Raw genomic sequence first — 14,902 nt, 5'->3', positions numbered from 1 at the left:
CGTCGCCGCCCCCACCCGGGCGGCGACACCCCCACCCACCGGGTACGGCGGCGCCACGGGGTTTCGGGGGTGGGCGGCCGTTCGTGGGGCCGGTGGGGGTGTGCCGTAGGCTCACCTGAAAAATCGCTGCGCCGTAGCCGCGCGGACCACCAGCGGGGCGGGGAGTACCCAGAGCAGATGAGCACGGCATCGAGCACCGAGTCGTCCAGCACCGATCCCGGTCTGCCCGCCGCGCCGGAGGCGGAGCGGCCCGAGCAGGCGGAGGGCCGGGTGCCCGGGCGGTTCGGCGCCCTGGTGGACCGCTTCGCGCCCGCGCTCGGCGCGTACGCGGTGGTCAAGGCCACCGGCCTGACGGTCTTCATGATGCTGCTGTCGCACACCGGCGACTACCTGAAGAAGCAGCCGGGCCGCGGCGGCGGCGCCCAGCCGTGGGACGTCCTGGGCACCTGGGACGGCGTCTGGTACCAGCGGATCGCCGAGAACGGGTACGACCCGCAGCTGATCCCGCTGCACGGCTGGCCGCTGGCCACCTACTACGAGAACTCGGCCGCCTTCTTCCCGCTCTACCCGTGGCTGATGCGGCTGGTCGGCGCGGTCACCGGGCTCGGCCCGTACGGCTCCGGGATCGTGGTCTCGGTGGTCGCCTCGCTCGTCGCGGCGGCGGGGATCTTCGCGGTCGCCGAGCGGCTCGGCGGCTTCCGGGCGGGCGTGATCGCCGCGGTGATCTGGGGCCTGTTCCCGGGGTCGGGCGTGGAGTGGGCGGTCTACTCGGACTCGCTGTTCGTCGCGCTGTCCGCCTGGGCCTGCTACTGCGTGATGACCCGCCGCTGGCTGGCGGCCGGCCTGCTGGCGCTGGTGGCCGGCCTCAACCGGCCGACCGCCGCCGCGCTGATCGCCGCCGTCTCGATCGCCGCGCTGGTGGCGCTGATCCGGCGCACCGACGGGGTGGCCAGGCCGCTGACCGCGATGCTGATCACCCCGTGGGGCCTGATCGGGTACGTCGCCTGGGTCGGCTACCGGATGGGCGACTGGGGCGGTTACTTCAAGCTGCAGCGGGGCGCCTGGAACCGCTACTTCGACGGTGGCGCCTCCACGGTCCGGACGGTCATGGACGTGATCACCGGGCACTGGGACTTCTGGCAGTCCAACCCCGTCCCGGACCTGATCGCGATCGCCCTGCTGATCGCCCTGCCCGGCCTGCTGGTGCTGCTGTGGCGCGTCCGGCCGCCGCTGGTGCTGGTGGTCTACACGGCGCTCACCATCGCCACCGCGCTGAGCAGCAACCAGATCTTCGGCAACATCTCGCGCTACCTGCTGCCGGCCTTCCCCCTGTTCATCGGCCTGGCGGTGGCGCTGCGCCGGGTGCGGACGTCCTCGCTGGTCGGGTTGTTCGCAATGCCGGTGCTGGCGGCGGGCTGGTACGCCGGGTATGCGCTGTTCGAGTTGGGCATCCCGTAGACCCGGCGTTGGTTGGCAACGGGATCATCCGGCAGTGGACGGCCGTTGCTAATCTCGGACGTATGACGACGACCCCGCCCCTGCGCCAGATCAGCGACATCTCGGGCCTGCTGGACCACGCGAGCCACGTCCTGGCGACCCGGATGGCGGCCGCCTTCACCGAGCTCGGGATCACCCCCCGCGCGTACTGCGTGCTGTTCCACGCGCAGGAGGCCGAGCGCACCCAGATCCAGCTGGCCGAGCTGTCGGACCTGGACAAGACCACCATGGTGGTCACCGTGGACGAGCTGGAGAAGGCGGGCCTGGCCGAGCGCCGCCCGTCCGCGACCGACCGCCGGGCCCGGATCATCTCCGTCACCGAGGCCGGTGTGCGCGCCGTCGAGCGGGGCACCGCGATCGCCGACCGGGTGCACCGGGAGGTGCTGGAGTCGCTGCCGGGGTCGGAGCGGGAGGCGTTCGTGTCGGCGCTGACGCGCCTGGTGGACGGGCATCTGGCGGAGCCGGTGGAGAGTGAACGGACGGTGCGGCGGGCGCGTCGCGCCCGGGGCTGAGCCGCGCCCGGCAGTTGCTCCTGAGATAGATAGTCCCGAACAAAACAATCTGATAGCTTCTCACCCGGTACTCGACGAACCGGGAGACCCGCCATGACCACGCACGCCCCGACCGCGCCCGCTCCGGCGCCCTCGGCCCCCGCCCGCTCCCGCGCGCTCGCCCTGGTGGTGCTCTGCGCGGGAATGCTGATGATCGTCCTGGACGGCTCGATCGTCACCGTGGCCCTGCCGGCCATCCAGCAGGACCTCGGCTTCTCGCCCGCCGGCCTGACCTGGACCGTCAACGCCTACCTGATCGCCTTCGGCGGCCTGCTCCTGCTCGCCGGACGGCTCGGCGACCTGATCGGCCGCAAGCGGGTCCTCGTCACCGGCCTCACCGTCTTCACCGCCGCCTCGCTGCTGTGCGCGGTCGCCCCCGGCCCCGGCCCGCTCATCGCCGCCCGCTTCCTCCAGGGCGTCGGCGGCGCGCTGGCCTCCTCGGTCAGCCTCGGCATGATCGTCACGCTCTTCCCGGAACCGCGCGAACGCGGCCGCGCGATCGGCGCGTTCAGCTTCGTCGGCGCGGCCGGCGCCTCGATCGGCCAGGTGCTCGGTGGCGTGCTCACCGAGGCCCTCGACTGGCACTGGATCTTCCTGATCAACCTGCCGCTCGGCCTCGTCGCCACCCTGCTCGCCGTCCGGGTGCTGGACGCCGAACGCGGCCCCGGCCTGCGGGCCGGCGCCGACGCGGCCGGCGCCGCGCTGATCACCGCCGCCCTGATGCTCGGCGTCTACACCATCGTCGGCACCGGCGAGTACGGCTGGGCCTCCGCCCGCACGCTCGGCCGCGGCGTGCTCGCCCTCGGCCTGCTGGCCGCGTTCCTGCTCCACGAGTCGCGGGCCGCGCACCCGCTGCTGCCGCTGCGGATGTTCCGCTCCCGCAACGTCTCCGGCGCCAACCTGGTCCAGATCCTGACCATCTCCGGGATGTTCGCGTTCCAGATCCTGGTCGCCCTGTACGCGCAGAACGTGCTCGGCTACGGCGCCGCCGCCACCGGCCTCGCGATGCTGCCGGCCGCGGTCGCCGTCGGCGCGGTGTCGCTGCTGCTCTCCGCCCGGCTGAGCGCCCGCTTCGGCGAGCGCGCCGTGCTGCTCGCCGGCCTCGCCCTGCTGGTCGCGGCACTCGGCCTGCTGGTCCGGCTGCCGACCGACGCCGACTACGCCGTCCACCTGCTGCCCACCATGCTGCTCATCGGGGGCGGCGGGCTGGTGCTGTCCACGCTCGCGGTGCTGGGCATGTCGGGCGCCGGACCGGCGGACGCGGGCACCGCCTCGGGGCTGTTCAACACCAGCCAGCAGATCGGCGGCGCACTCGGCGTCGCCGTCCTCACCACCCTCGCCGACGGCCGCACCGCCGCCCTGGCCGCCGCCGGACACTCCACCGCGGACGCCCTGACCGGCGGCTTCCGGCTCGCCTTCGCGACCGCCGCCGGCCTGCTCACCGCGGCGCTGCTGCTGGCGGCGGTGGTCCTGCGGCCGGCCGCCCGGCGCGGGTGACGCCTCGTCAAGTCCACTCGCCCCGGCCCGCGTTCAGCGGTCGGGGTGAAGGGCGTGCGGCTCGGGGCTCAAGGCCCGGAACTCAGGGCCAGACCAGGCAGTACAGCTGGTGCCCGGCGTCGTGCAGCCGGTTGGCGAAGTCCTGCCACTCGTGCAGCATGCTGTAGATCACGAAGGCGTCGCGCGGTCCGCGCCGGTCGGGGACGGTGGACCAGATGAAGGCCGCGGCGCCGAGCTCGGTCTCGTCGGCCTTGCGGAGCGGCTCGACGACGTTCTGCGGGAGCTGGACGACGGCGTAGTCGGGGTGCAGCACGACGAGCTCCAGCGGCGGCACCTGGTGCAGCGGGACGCCCTGGATGCCGGTGAGGACCATGGCGCTCATGGTCTCCGGCTTGATCTTGGTGGAGAGGTGGCCGTTGGGGGAGCCGCTGGTCTCCATCAGGTCGCCCAGCCGCCCGAGCGAGCCGAGTTCGCCGGCGTCCAGGCCGAGCCCGCCGGGGCCGAGGGCGGTGGGGACTCTGGCGGCGGTGGCGCGGTCGGGTGCGCCGAAGTACTTGTACGTCACCCCCACGCGTCCCTCACCCCGCCTCTCGCCGCCGCGGCGGCCACGACCCGTACCCGCTCCCGTACCCCCGCGTCCGGCTTCGGTGGGCCTGCGGGAGCCCCCCGCGGCCTCGTCGTAGCCGTCCTGCGCCTCGGACACTCGGACCATCCTCACCGGAATTCGCCGGAATCGACAGACCCCCGCACGTCCGGCATCCCGCCGGACGTGCTCCTTACCCGTCATGCGCCGCCGTACCCACCCGCGGTACGCGGCAGTCCTCTCCACACCCCTGCACACAACCGGAGCACCTGCGCACTCTGAGTACACAGTCTGACTGGTCCGTGCTCCGGAGCGGTCAGCGGCCCCTTCCCTATGGACAACCGTACAGACAACGGTGCCCGGATCATCGTTCCAGATGATCGGGTCCGACATGCAGAGCCCAAGGACACGATTTGAGACCATGTCTCCCGTGAGCTACCCCTACGAAGCCCCCCAGTCCCAGTCGCTGTTCGACCGCGCCTCCGTCGTGACGCCCGGCGGCGTCAACTCCCCGGTGCGCGCCTTCCGCGCGGTCGGCGGCACGCCGCGCTTCATGGTGTCCGGCACCGGCCCCTACCTCACCGACGCCGACGGCCGCGAGTACGTCGACCTGGTGTGCTCGTGGGGTCCGATGATCCTCGGCCACGCGCACCCCGCGGTGATCGACGCCGTCCAGCAGGCGGTCACCCGCGGCACCTCCTTCGGCACGCCCGGCCAGGGCGAGGTCGAGCTGGCCGAGGAGATCGTCGGCCGGGTCGCCCCGGTCGAGCAGGTCCGCCTGGTCTCCTCCGGCACCGAGGCCACCATGTCCGCGATCCGGCTGGCCCGCGGCTTCACCGGCCGGGCGAAGGTGGTGAAGTTCGCCGGCTGCTACCACGGTCACGTGGACGCCCTGCTGGCCGCCGCCGGTTCCGGCGTGGCCACCTTCGGCCTGCCGGACACCCCGGGCGTCACCGGCGCCCAGGCCGGCGACACCATCGTGCTGCCGTACAACGACCTGGCCGCCGTCGAGCGGGCCTTCGCCGCCCACCCGGGCGAGATCGCGTGCGTGATCACCGAGGCCTCGCCCGGCAACATGGGCGTCGTCCCGCCGCTGCCCGGTTTCAACGCGGGCCTGGCCCGGCTCTGCCAGGCGAACGGCGCGCTGTTCATCTCGGACGAGGTGATGACCGGGTTCCGCGTCTCCAAGGCCGGCTGGTACGGCCTGGAGGCGGCGAACGAGGGCTGGGCGCCGGACCTGCTGACCTTCGGCAAGGTCATGGGCGGCGGCTTCCCGGCCGCGGCCTTCGGCGGGCGCGCCGACGTGATGGCCCACCTGGCCCCGGCCGGCCCGGTCTACCAGGCGGGCACCCTGTCCGGGAACCCGATCGCCACCGCGGCCGGCCTGGCCCAGCTGCGCGGCTGCACCGACGAGGTGTACGCGACCGTCGACAAGGTCGCCGCCGAGGTCTCCGGCCTGGTGTCGCAGGCGCTCACCAAGGAGGGCGTGACGCACCGGCTGCAGACCGCCGGGAACATGTTCTCGGTGTTCTTCACCGAGGCCGCCGTCACCAACTACGACGAGGCCAAGACCCAGGAGGCGTACCGTTTCACCGCCTTCTTCCACGCGATGCTCGCCGAGGGCGTCTACCTGCCGCCGTCCGCCTACGAGTCCTGGTTCGTCTCGGCGAGCCACGACGAGCGGGCGATCGAGCGGATCGCCGCCGCCCTGCCGGCCGCCGCCCGCGCGGCCGCCGCGGCCACGGCCTAGTCCATCCCTGAGAGCCCCAGGAGTACTGAGAAGTGAGCGCCAAAGAGATCACCGTCGTCCATCTGATGCGGCACGGGGAGGTGCACAACCCGGAGGGCGTCCTGTACGGGCGCCTGCCGGGCTACCGGCTGTCCGAGCTGGGCCGGGAGATGGCCGAGCGGGTCGCCGAGGACCTGGCCGGCCGGGACATCACCCACGTGGTGGCGTCCCCGCTGGAGCGGGCCCAGGAGACCGCCGCGCCGATCGCCAAGGCGCACGGCCTGGACGTCGCGGCGGACGAGCGGCTGATCGAGGCGGACAACATCTTCCAGGGCAAGACCTTCGGCGTCGGCGACGGCTCGCTGAAGAACCCGGGCTACTGGAAGTACCTCACCAACCCGTTCAAGCCCTCCTGGGGCGAGCCGTACCTCGACCAGGTGGTGCGGATGATGGGCGCGCTCGGCGCCGCCCGGGACGCCGCGCGCGGGCACGAGGCGGTCTGCGTCAGCCACCAGCTGCCGATCTGGGTCGTCCGCTCCTTCGTCGAGCGTCGCCGGCTCTGGCACGACCCGCGCCGCCGGCAGTGCTCGCTGGCCTCGCTGACCAGTTTCACCTTCGAGGGCGACAAGATCGTCTCGGTCGGCTACCGCGAACCGGCCCGCGACCTGCTGCCCGCGCACCTGATCGGCAAGGGCGGCAAGGACAAGCCGGTGGGCAAGAGTTTCGGCGCCTGAGGCAGGCTCGCACGCCCGCGCGCACATAGCGTAAGCGGTGCGTAAGTATGGGGTCAGGCCGCCCGGCGCACGCCGGGTGGCCTGGTCCAGCCGCAGGTCAGGGGCGGTGCGACGCGCTAGAGCGGACCCCCCCGAACCTGCCCGGACCTCCATGCGAAACTTTTCACATGTCTGCCATGACGCGCCCCCGTCCCCGTGTCGCCGCAGCCGCCGCCGCCACCGCCGCTGCCGCTGCGCTCGCCCTCACCGGCTGCTCCTCCTCGGGCTCGTCGAGCAGCGGTGAGAGCCAGGTCGGCTTCGTCACCGTCAAGGGGACCAACCTGTCGAAGGCGGACGCCGGCAAGCGCGGGAACGCGCCGGACATCTCGGGGGAGACCCTGGACGGCGGCCAGGCCAAGCTCTCGGACTACCGCGGCAAGGTCGTGGTGCTGAACGTCTGGGGCTCCTGGTGCGGGCCGTGCCGGGCCGAGGCGAAGAGCCTCCAGGCCGTCTCGGAGAAGTACCAGGACCAGGGCGTCCAGTTCCTCGGCATCAACACCCGGGACGCCGACAAGACCAACGCCGTCCGCTTCGAGCAGGAGCAGGGCGTCACCTTCCCGAGCGTCTTCGACCCGGCCGGCACCCAGCTGCTCAAGTTCCCCAAGGGCAGCCTCAACCCGCAGTCCATCCCGACCACCCTGATCGTCGACCGCGACGGCAAGCTGGCCGCCCGCGCCGTCGGCGGCACGACCGAGGACGCGCTGGAGTCGATCCTCCAGCCGGTGGTCGCGGAGCAGAAGCAGTGAGTGCCGCACTCCAACTCGCCGACACCACCTCGACCATGCAGAGCGGGGCCCTGCTGGTCGCGGCCCCGGTCGCGCTGGCGGCCGGGCTGGTGTCGTTCTTCTCGCCGTGCGTGCTGCCGCTGGTGCCCGGCTACCTGTCGTACGTGACCGGCTTCTCCGCCGCCGACCTCGCGGACGCCCGCGGTTCGAAGCGCGGCCGGATGCTGCTCGGGGTGGTGCTGTTCATCCTCGGCTTCACCGCGGTCTTCGTCTCCACCGGCGCCCTGTTCGGCTACTTCGGCCAGGAGCTGCAGGACTACAAGCGGACCATCAGCATCGTGCTGGGCTCGCTCACCATCGTGATGGGCCTGGCCTTCATGGGCCTGGTGCCCGGGCTGAGCATGCGCGAGGTCCGCTCGCACCGCCGCCCGGCGGTGGGCCTGCTGGGCGCGCCGGTGCTCGGCGTCGTCTTCGGCGTCGGCTGGACCCCCTGCATGGGCCCGACCCTGACCGCCGTGCAGAACCTGGCGCTCAACCAGGCCGACGCCCAGCGCGGCGCGCTGTTGACGACCTTCTACTGCCTCGGCCTGGGCGTACCGTTCATCCTGGCTGCGGTCGCCTTCCGCCGGGCGCTGGGTGCCTTCGGGTGGGTCAAGCGGCACTACCCGCTCGTCATGCGGATCGGCGGCGGCATGCTCGTCGTGGTCGGTCTGCTGCTCGTCACCGGGGCCTGGGACTCGATGATGAGCGAACTGCAGTCCTGGACCACCGACTTCCGGATCGGAATCTGACCGTGAGCAACACCACGACCGAGGCCGAGCTGCCCCCGGCGCCGGACGACGCGGCCGCCGAGCGGCTCAGCACCGCACCGGTCGAGTCCGAGGGCCCGACCGGCATAGGGATGTTCGGCTGGGCGCGCTGGATGTGGCGCCAGCTGACCTCGATGCGGGTCGCGCTGATCCTGCTCTTCCTGCTGTCGCTGGCCGCCATCCCGGGCTCGCTGATCCCGCAGTACCAGAACGGCCAGGGCCAGCTCAAGGTCGAGGCCTGGAAGGCGCAGCACACCACGGTCGCGCCGATCTACGAGAAGCTCCAGCTGTTCGACGTCTACAGCTCGGTCTGGTTCTCCGCGATCTACATCCTGCTGTTCGTCTCGCTGGCCGGCTGCATCGTCCCGCGCACCTGGCAGTTCGTCGGCGTGCTACGGGCCCAGCCGCCGGCCGCGCCGCGCAACCTGACCCGGATGCCGGTCTACGCGGCCTGGCGCACCGAGGCGGACGCCGACGCGGTGAACGCCGCCGCCCACCGGCTGCTGCGCAAGCGCCGGTTCCGCGCCAACCTGGCCGGCGGCGCGGTGGCCGCCGAGAAGGGCTACCTGCGCGAGGTCGGCAACCTGCTCTTCCACATGTCGCTGTTCGCGCTGCTCGGCGGCTTCGCCTGGGCCAGCCTGGCGTCCGGCACCGGCGGCAAGCTGATGGTCGAGGGCGAGGGCTACTCCAACACCATCACCCAGCTCGACGACTTCAACGGCACGCGCTTCTACGGCAGCGACGACCTCGACCCCTTCTTCCTGAAGCTGGACGGCTTCACCGCCAAGTTCCAGGACAAGGGCGACCAGATCGGCGCCGCCCGGCAGTTCACCGCGAACGTCGAGTACGCGAAGGGCGAGGACACGTCGCGGCTGGAGAAGGGCACGATCGAGGTCAACCACCCGCTGGAGATCGGCGGCAGCAAGGTCTTCCTGATCGGCCACGGCTACGCCCCGGTCATCACCGTCACCAACGCCAAGGGCGAGGTCGTCTACCACGGCGCCACGCCGTTCCTGCCGCAGGACGGCAACCTGACCTCCACCGGCGTGGTCAAGGTCTCCGACTACGGCGACAAGGACGGCGCGAAGACCCAGATGGGCTTCTCCGGCTTCTTCCTGCCGACCGCGCCGCTGAGCTTCGAGGGCACCGGCCCGGTCTCGCTCTTCCCCGGCGACGCCGCCCCCGAGCTGGTGCTGAACGCCTTCGCGGGCGACCTGGGCACCGACTCCGGCCTGCCGCAGAACATCTACCAGCTCAACACCCGCAAGCTGACCCAGCTGACCCAGGACGGCCAGCCCGCCAAGGCCCGGCTCAAGCCCGGCCAGGCCTGGGCGCTGCCGGACGGCTACGGCTCCGTCACCTTCGACGGCTACAAGCAGTGGGCCAGCTTCAACGTCTCGCACCGCCCGGGCAACTCGATCGCCCTGACCGGTGCGGTGCTGGCGATCCTCGGCCTGATCGGCTCGCTGTTCGTCCAGCGCCGCCGGATCTGGGTGCGCGCCGTGGCCCTGCCGGGCGGCGGCACCCAGGTGGAGCTGGCCGGACTGGCCCGCAGCGAGTCGGCGAAGATCGCCGAGGAGCTGGCCGAACTCGCGGTGGACCTCCAGGACGACGCCCCGGCGTCGGAGGACGAGGAAGACACCGCGGACCCCGCAGCCGACGACCCCGCACCCGAGGCCGCTGCGGCTTCGGACGCCCCCGCAGAACCCGCAGTCCCTGCCGACCAGAACTCCAAGGAGTAGACGGTGCATCTCGCCTCGGGGGTCGACCCACAGCTGGCCGACCTCTCCAACAAGCTGATCTATTCGGCGATGGTGGTCTATACGATCGCCATGTTCGCCCACATGTTCGAGTGGACCTTCGGTAGCAAGGGCGCCGTCGCCGTCCGCTCCACGGAGCAGTCGGGCAGCCTGGCCGAGACCGTCGCCGCGGCGGAGACCAAGGGCGCGAAGAAGGTCACCGTCACCGTGGCGGGGGCGGGCGGCGGCACCACCACGCTCACCCGCACCGCCCTGGCGGGCGAGGGCGCGACGGTGGTCACCAGCGGCCGCGGCGCGGACGAGGTGGACGGTCCGGGCGCGGCCGGCAACAGCCAGCGGGCCGACCTGGCCGGCCGGATCGCGGTCTCGCTCACCGTGCTGGGGGCGCTGCTGCACGCCGGCGGCATCGTCACCCGCGGCCTCTCGGTCTCCCGCTGGCCGTGGGGCAACATGTACGAGTTCTCCTGCGCCTTCGCCTTCGCCATGACGGCGGCGTACCTGGTGCTGCTGGCCTCGAAGAAGAACGTCCGCTGGCTCGGGCTGCCGGTCGTGCTCGCGGGCCTGCTGACCCTCGGCATCGCCACCACGGTGCTGTACACCGACTCCGAGCAGCTCGTCCCGGCGCTGCACTCGCCGTGGCTGGCGATCCACGTCTCCACCGCGATCTTCTGCGGCGGCGCCTTCTACGCGGCGTTCATCGCCACGCTGCTGTACCTCGGCAAGGACGCCTTCGACAAGCGCATCGCGGCTGGCCTGACCACCGGCCCGCTGGGCACCCCGGCGTCGATCTGGCGCCGCCTGCCCGCCGCGTCGACCTTCGACAAGCTGTCCTACCGGATCAACGCGCTGGTCTTCCCGCTCTGGACCTTCACCATCATCGCGGGCGCGATCTGGGCCGAGGCGGCCTGGGGCAAGTACTGGGAGTGGGACCCGAAGGAGACCTGGTCCTTCATCACCTGGGTCGCCTACGCCTGCTACCTGCACGCCCGTGCGACGGCCGGCTGGAAGGGCCGCAAGGCCGCGTACCTGGCGCTGGCGGCGTTCGCCTGCTGGCTCTTCAACTACTACGGCGTGAACATCTTCGTCACCGGCAAGCACTCCTACGCGGGGATCTGACCGGGGCGCACAGTCACCCACCGGCCCGGCTCTCCGCAGAAGGTAGCCGGGCCGAGGTGCGACAGGGGTAGTTCGTGCCGGCCGTCGGCCGGCACGGGGAGGAACGAGGAGGAAATCGCGCAATGGAGTGCGACGAGGTCATGCTGACCGTCCGAATCACCGCCGCCGAGCGCATGCTGCTCCGCCGGCTCGCCCAGGGGCACCGCAGCGACGTGTCCGAGGTGGTGGCCGACGGCCTGCTGGACATCATCCCCACGCTCAGCTCGCCGGGGGACGCCTACCGCCTGATCGGCGCCCTGGCCACGCCGGCGCCGTGCGCGCTGACGGTCTGGCTGCCGACCCCGCTGGCCGACCTGCTGGTGCCCGGCGCGGCGCGGATCGCGCAGGTCACCGAGGTCCGGATCGAGTCGGCCAGCGCGATGCTGGGCGCGGCGCTGCGGCTCTGGCTGACCCAGGACCCGGTCCGGCTGGCCAGCAACCTCAGCGTGATGCACGCCGGGCGGCCGTCGGCGCTGGTCGCCGCGTAGAGCCGGGCGCCGCGTAGCGGGGGGCGTCAGCTGGCCAGCGGCAGGCGGGGGCTGCCGAGGCCCGGGCCGGCGGGGCGGCCGTCGAAGGGCTCCCGCCGGGCGGGCACCGTCGCCCCCTCGGCCGGGCGGTCGGCCGATCCGTCGGCGGGCCCTTCGAGCGGCTCGGTGAGCAGCCGGCAGTCGGCCGCCGTCCGCCCGTCCTGGACCAGCAGCACCCGGACGGGCAGCCGGCGGCCGTCCGGTGCCTGCTCGCGGACCGCCTGGACCAGGCAGGGCCGGTCCAGCTCGATGTAGCGGTCGAAGGAGGTCACCAGCTCGACCGGCACCACCGGTTCGGGGTGGCGCAGCCGCTGGGCGGCCTGCCGGGCGGCCTCCAGCACCAGCATCCCGGGCACGTGGTCCAGCTCGTGGTCGAACAGCACCGGGTGCCCGGCGTCGGTGCGCAGCAGCCAGGTGTCGGGCCGCAGGGTCGGGCTGAGCACGACGTCCGCCGGCTGCGCACGGCCGACGAGTTCCGGCGCGGTGGGTGCCGGCGGCCGGGGCGGGGTGGTGGCCTGCCGCGCGGGGCCGCGCAGCCGGGCGTAGGAGGAGGGGGCGATCACCCGCAGCTGGCCGGAGCCGTGGCCGACCGGGCGGCCGTCCCGGGATATCTCGATGTGCACCCGCAGCGAGACCAGCCGGCCGTCCCGCATCCGGACGTCCTGGCAGCCGACCGCGAGCATCAGCGAGGCCGGTTCGGAGGTGATGGCGAGGCCGCGCAGCCCGTCCGGGCCGAGGGCGTAGGAGAGGTCCTCCATGACGAAGTGGTGGCCGCGCGGCACCCCGAAGCCGGCGTGGCCGATCAGCAGCCCGGCCTGCCGGATGGTCTCGGCCATCAGCACCGGGTCGTGGTAGCGGTCCCCGGGCAGGCGGTAGAAGCCGTGCAGCCGGGGCCACTGGGCGCCGAGCAGGAAGTCGTACGGGCCGGTGGCCTGCCAGCCGGTGAGGAACACCTCGGACACCGAGGCGCGGTGCACCAGGTGGCGGGAGACGGTCCGCTCGTGGAAGTCATAGCCGGGACCGGGGTGGGCGTACGGACCGTGGGCGTCCGGCTCTACGATCAATGGCATGACGGGCCCTACTCCAGGGTGGCGGTCGAGCGGCCGGTACGGACGCCCCTGACACAAAACATACAGACCACCCGGTTTCTCTTCTGCGCTAGGGGTGGCCTCTGCCGCGCAGCCCGGCGCGACCACGCTACCCGGCTCCTGGACTGGGGTAATGGCCGCCCGGGGGGCGGCAGGACCGGGGTGGGGGTGCTCCCCACTGGACGGCCGGGTCGGCCGAGGGGCTAGATTAGATACCAACCATGCGGTTTCGGTCGGCACCGTCCGCATGCGAGGCGCTGCCCCCGACCAGTGGCGCGCTGACAGCAGCCGGGTGGGCGGGGAGCGCGCCCGGCCGAGTCCGGAGGGGCCCAGTGGTCAAGCAGGAACGCGCGGGGCGGACCAGGCGGGCCGTGCTGCTCGCCGCGGCGGACACCTTCGCCGGCGTGGGCTTCGAAGCCGCCAGCCTGGTCGACATCAGCCGCCGGGCCGGGGTGAGCAAGGGGGCGCTCTACTTCCACTTCGTGTCCAAGCAGGCCCTCGCCGACGGCGTGCGCGCCGCCGCCGGGCGCGCGGTCGGCTCGGCCGCGCTGCGCGCCCTGCGCACCGGCGGACCGCCCCTCCAGGGCCTGATCGACTTCTCGCACGAACTCGCCCGGCTGCTGCGGGAGGACGTGGTGGTCCGGGCCGGCGTCCGGATCGGCCGCCAGGCACCGCCCCGGGCCGGCACCCCGGACGGCCTGCCCGGCACCGACTCCACCTGGCGCAGCCTCACCGCCGTCGTCCACCGCCTGCTGGAGCGCGCCGCCGAGGCCGGCGAGCTGCGCCCGGGGCTGGACCGGCGGGCCGCCGCCGAACTGCTCACCGCGGTGGCCGCCGGCCAGGTGCTGCTCGCCGCCGAGGAGGCCGACCGGCCCCGGCCGGAGGCCGTCGGCCGGCTCTGGGCGGCCGCGCTGCCGGCCCTGGTGGCGGCGGAGCACTGCGCCGGTTACCGGCTCTGAGCGACCCCGGGGATCAGGAGGGCGCGCGCTCGGCGACGCTCAGCCGGGCGAGCGCGTGCGGCTGGACCAGGCCGGGCAGTACCAGCGTCCACAGGTCGGACATCCGCTGGATCAGGTCCCGCCGGTCGGTCAGCACCTGGGAGCTCAGCTGGATCCCGGTGACGGCCCCGGTGATCACCCCGGCCGCCGCCGCCAGGTCGATCCCCGGGTGGAGGTCCCCGGCGTCCCGGGCGCGTTCCAGCAGTCCGCGGGCGACGTCCGACCAGCCCTGGTAGGCGGCGATCTGCGGCTGGGTGAAGCTGCCGTGCTCGATCGTCAGCCGGATGCTGCCGCGCACCAGCGGGTCGTCCTGGAGGGCGTGGGCGAAGGCGTAGCCGAGGTCGATCAGGGTCTGCACCGGGCTGTCCGAGGACGGCTGCCAGGTGGACAGCCAGGCGCCCTGTCCCTCGATGACGGCGAGCGCCAGCTCCTCCTTGGAGCGGAAGTGGAAGTAGAGAGCGCCCTTGGTGACACCGGCCCGGTCCAGGATCTCGGACATCGTGGCGGCGGCGTAGCCCCGCTCGTCGAACACCTCGGCCGCCGCGAGGAGTACCGCCTGGCGGGTCGCCAGCGCGCGGGCCTGCCTGGCCATCGCAGCCTCCCTGGATAGTTCTGGTCCATCGGCAGCGGCCGATCCTATGGGGGCCGACGGGGCGGCGGGCCGCATACCGTCCAGTAGGTATTCTACCGAGCCGTTTCGGGGCGCAACGGACCCCCGGTGTCCGGGGCGGCGGTAGCGGTGCGTCCCGACCGCCGGGAAGGCCGGACGGCCGGTCACCCGGGTGGGGTGACCGGCCGTCGCGGGGGGTTCCGGGCCGTCAGGCGGCCTGCTGCCAGCTGACCGGCGAGTAGTAGGCCGGACGGCGCTCCAGGCGTTGCCAGTTGGCGATCGGCTCGACCTGCGCGGTCGCGGCGTTCTGCTGCGCGACGGCCGCCCGGGCCATCAGCACGGCGGTGAGGGCGGCCAGCTCCTCGTCGGAGAGGGAGCCGCGGACGATACGGACGAGAGGTTCGGCGGAAGTGGTCATTGTCTGGTTTCTCCCCCGGTGTCTGTGGTGTGTGGTGTCGCTCTGAACTGCGTGCTGCGGGCCGCGCGTGGGCGCGGGCCGTTACATCGGCGGGTTGCCGTGCTTGCGGCTGGGCAGGTCGGCGTGCTTGGTGCGGAGCATGGCCAGGGCGGAGGCGATCACCTGGCGGGTTTCGGCGGGGT

At 72.9% G+C, this 14,902-nt stretch carries 15 protein-coding genes; 11 read left to right on the top strand and 4 right to left on the bottom strand.

What is annotated here, in order from left to right:
- The first annotated feature begins 177 nt into the window (after positions 1 to 177).
- The 3 genes from ACIO5E_RS18565 (at position 178) to ACIO5E_RS18555 (ending at position 3,545) form a co-directional block, all read left to right on the top strand.
- Positions 178 to 1,458 (top strand): hypothetical protein, encoded by a 1,281-nt coding sequence (locus ACIO5E_RS18565; protein WP_400668806.1) that lies wholly within the window; start codon positions 178 to 180, stop codon positions 1,456 to 1,458.
- 62 nt (positions 1,459 to 1,520) lie between these two features.
- Positions 1,521 to 2,009, top strand: a complete 489-nt coding sequence (locus tag ACIO5E_RS18560) for a MarR family winged helix-turn-helix transcriptional regulator (protein WP_400668805.1) — start codon at positions 1,521 to 1,523, stop codon at positions 2,007 to 2,009.
- A 93-nt stretch (positions 2,010 to 2,102) separates the two neighbouring features.
- Positions 2,103 to 3,545, top strand: coding sequence for an MFS transporter (locus ACIO5E_RS18555; protein WP_400668803.1), 1,443 nt, complete (start codon positions 2,103 to 2,105; stop codon positions 3,543 to 3,545).
- 82 nt (positions 3,546 to 3,627) lie between these two features.
- Here ACIO5E_RS18555 and ACIO5E_RS18550 read toward each other — a convergent pair whose 3' ends face one another.
- Positions 3,628 to 4,257: a hypothetical protein gene (locus ACIO5E_RS18550; protein ID WP_400668801.1), complete on the bottom strand. Its 630-nt coding sequence runs from the start codon at positions 4,255 to 4,257 to the stop codon at positions 3,628 to 3,630.
- Positions 4,258 to 4,549: 292 nt separating this feature from the next.
- Here ACIO5E_RS18550 and hemL point away from each other — a divergent pair, with 292 nt between their 5' ends.
- The 7 genes from hemL (at position 4,550) to ACIO5E_RS18515 (ending at position 11,567) form a co-directional block, all read left to right on the top strand.
- On the top strand, positions 4,550 to 5,878 hold the full coding sequence (gene hemL / locus ACIO5E_RS18545; protein ID WP_400668800.1) for a glutamate-1-semialdehyde 2,1-aminomutase: 1,329 nt from the start codon (positions 4,550 to 4,552) through the stop codon (positions 5,876 to 5,878).
- Between the two features lie 65 nt (positions 5,879 to 5,943).
- Positions 5,944 to 6,591: a histidine phosphatase family protein gene (locus ACIO5E_RS18540; RefSeq protein ID WP_400669561.1), complete on the top strand. Its 648-nt coding sequence runs from the start codon at positions 5,944 to 5,946 to the stop codon at positions 6,589 to 6,591.
- Between the two features lie 176 nt (positions 6,592 to 6,767).
- Positions 6,768 to 7,376 (top strand): TlpA family protein disulfide reductase, encoded by a 609-nt coding sequence (locus ACIO5E_RS18535; RefSeq protein ID WP_400668797.1) that lies wholly within the window; start codon positions 6,768 to 6,770, stop codon positions 7,374 to 7,376.
- 35 nt (positions 7,377 to 7,411) lie between these two features.
- Complete coding sequence (locus tag ACIO5E_RS18530) at positions 7,412 to 8,146, top strand: cytochrome c biogenesis CcdA family protein (protein WP_280675787.1); 735 nt, start codon at positions 7,412 to 7,414, stop codon at positions 8,144 to 8,146.
- 2 nt (positions 8,147 to 8,148) lie between these two features.
- A complete protein-coding gene (locus ACIO5E_RS18525; protein ID WP_400668794.1) occupies positions 8,149 to 9,906 on the top strand; it encodes a cytochrome c biogenesis protein ResB in 1,758 nt (585 codons plus the stop codon).
- 3 nt (positions 9,907 to 9,909) lie between these two features.
- Positions 9,910 to 11,040 carry a c-type cytochrome biogenesis protein CcsB gene (gene ccsB / locus ACIO5E_RS18520; protein ID WP_400668791.1) on the top strand — a complete coding sequence of 377 codons (1,131 nt, stop codon included), beginning with the start codon at positions 9,910 to 9,912 and terminating at the stop codon, positions 11,038 to 11,040.
- Positions 11,041 to 11,162: 122 nt separating this feature from the next.
- Complete coding sequence (locus ACIO5E_RS18515) at positions 11,163 to 11,567, top strand: hypothetical protein (protein WP_400668789.1); 405 nt, start codon at positions 11,163 to 11,165, stop codon at positions 11,565 to 11,567.
- Between the two features lie 26 nt (positions 11,568 to 11,593).
- Here ACIO5E_RS18515 and ACIO5E_RS18510 read toward each other — a convergent pair whose 3' ends face one another.
- On the bottom strand, positions 11,594 to 12,676 hold the full coding sequence (locus ACIO5E_RS18510; RefSeq protein ID WP_400668787.1) for a ScbA/BarX family gamma-butyrolactone biosynthesis protein: 1,083 nt from the start codon (positions 12,674 to 12,676) through the stop codon (positions 11,594 to 11,596).
- A 350-nt stretch (positions 12,677 to 13,026) separates the two neighbouring features.
- Between ACIO5E_RS18510 and ACIO5E_RS18505 the strand changes: the two genes are divergently transcribed.
- Positions 13,027 to 13,653, top strand: coding sequence for a ScbR family autoregulator-binding transcription factor (locus ACIO5E_RS18505; RefSeq protein ID WP_400668784.1), 627 nt, complete (start codon positions 13,027 to 13,029; stop codon positions 13,651 to 13,653).
- Positions 13,654 to 13,666: 13 nt separating this feature from the next.
- Here ACIO5E_RS18505 and ACIO5E_RS18500 read toward each other — a convergent pair whose 3' ends face one another.
- Both ACIO5E_RS18500 and ACIO5E_RS18495 read right to left on the bottom strand, forming a co-directional pair.
- Positions 13,667 to 14,284: a ScbR family autoregulator-binding transcription factor gene (locus ACIO5E_RS18500; protein ID WP_400668782.1), complete on the bottom strand. Its 618-nt coding sequence runs from the start codon at positions 14,282 to 14,284 to the stop codon at positions 13,667 to 13,669.
- Between the two features lie 226 nt (positions 14,285 to 14,510).
- Complete coding sequence (locus tag ACIO5E_RS18495) at positions 14,511 to 14,720, bottom strand: acyl-CoA carboxylase subunit epsilon (RefSeq protein ID WP_280675395.1); 210 nt, start codon at positions 14,718 to 14,720, stop codon at positions 14,511 to 14,513.
- Positions 14,721 to 14,902 lie beyond the last annotated feature (182 nt).

The sequence above is a fragment of the Kitasatospora sp. NPDC087314 genome (genome assembly GCF_044744365.1).
GTDB lineage: Bacteria > Actinomycetota > Actinomycetes > Streptomycetales > Streptomycetaceae > Kitasatospora.
The sequence above is the reverse complement of the archived record's forward strand: the minus strand, read 5'-3'. Positions and strand labels throughout refer to the sequence as shown.

What these genes read in the sequence shown, in the direction of transcription:
- ACIO5E_RS18535 (WP_400668797.1), top strand. Translation starts at nt 6,768, where the DNA reads ATGACGCGCCCCCGTCCCCGTGTCGCCGCAGCCGCCGCCGCCACCGCC.
- ACIO5E_RS18530 (WP_280675787.1), top strand. Translation starts at nt 7,412, where the DNA reads ATGCAGAGCGGGGCCCTGCTGGTCGCGGCCCCGGTCGCGCTGGCGGCC.
- ACIO5E_RS18540 (WP_400669561.1), top strand. Translation starts at nt 5,944, where the DNA reads ATGCGGCACGGGGAGGTGCACAACCCGGAGGGCGTCCTGTACGGGCGC.
- ACIO5E_RS18560 (WP_400668805.1), top strand. Translation starts at nt 1,521, where the DNA reads ATGACGACGACCCCGCCCCTGCGCCAGATCAGCGACATCTCGGGCCTG.
- ACIO5E_RS18510 (WP_400668787.1), bottom strand. Translation starts at nt 12,676, where the DNA reads ATGCCATTGATCGTAGAGCCGGACGCCCACGGTCCGTACGCCCACCCC.
- ACIO5E_RS18550 (WP_400668801.1), bottom strand. Translation starts at nt 4,257, where the DNA reads ATGGTCCGAGTGTCCGAGGCGCAGGACGGCTACGACGAGGCCGCGGGG.
- ACIO5E_RS18500 (WP_400668782.1), bottom strand. Translation starts at nt 14,284, where the DNA reads ATGGCCAGGCAGGCCCGCGCGCTGGCGACCCGCCAGGCGGTACTCCTC.
- ACIO5E_RS18515 (WP_400668789.1), top strand. Translation starts at nt 11,163, where the DNA reads ATGGAGTGCGACGAGGTCATGCTGACCGTCCGAATCACCGCCGCCGAG.
- ACIO5E_RS18555 (WP_400668803.1), top strand. Translation starts at nt 2,103, where the DNA reads ATGACCACGCACGCCCCGACCGCGCCCGCTCCGGCGCCCTCGGCCCCC.
- ACIO5E_RS18565 (WP_400668806.1), top strand. Translation starts at nt 178, where the DNA reads ATGAGCACGGCATCGAGCACCGAGTCGTCCAGCACCGATCCCGGTCTG.
- hemL (WP_400668800.1), top strand. Translation starts at nt 4,550, where the DNA reads ATGTCTCCCGTGAGCTACCCCTACGAAGCCCCCCAGTCCCAGTCGCTG.
- ACIO5E_RS18495 (WP_280675395.1), bottom strand. Translation starts at nt 14,720, where the DNA reads ATGACCACTTCCGCCGAACCTCTCGTCCGTATCGTCCGCGGCTCCCTC.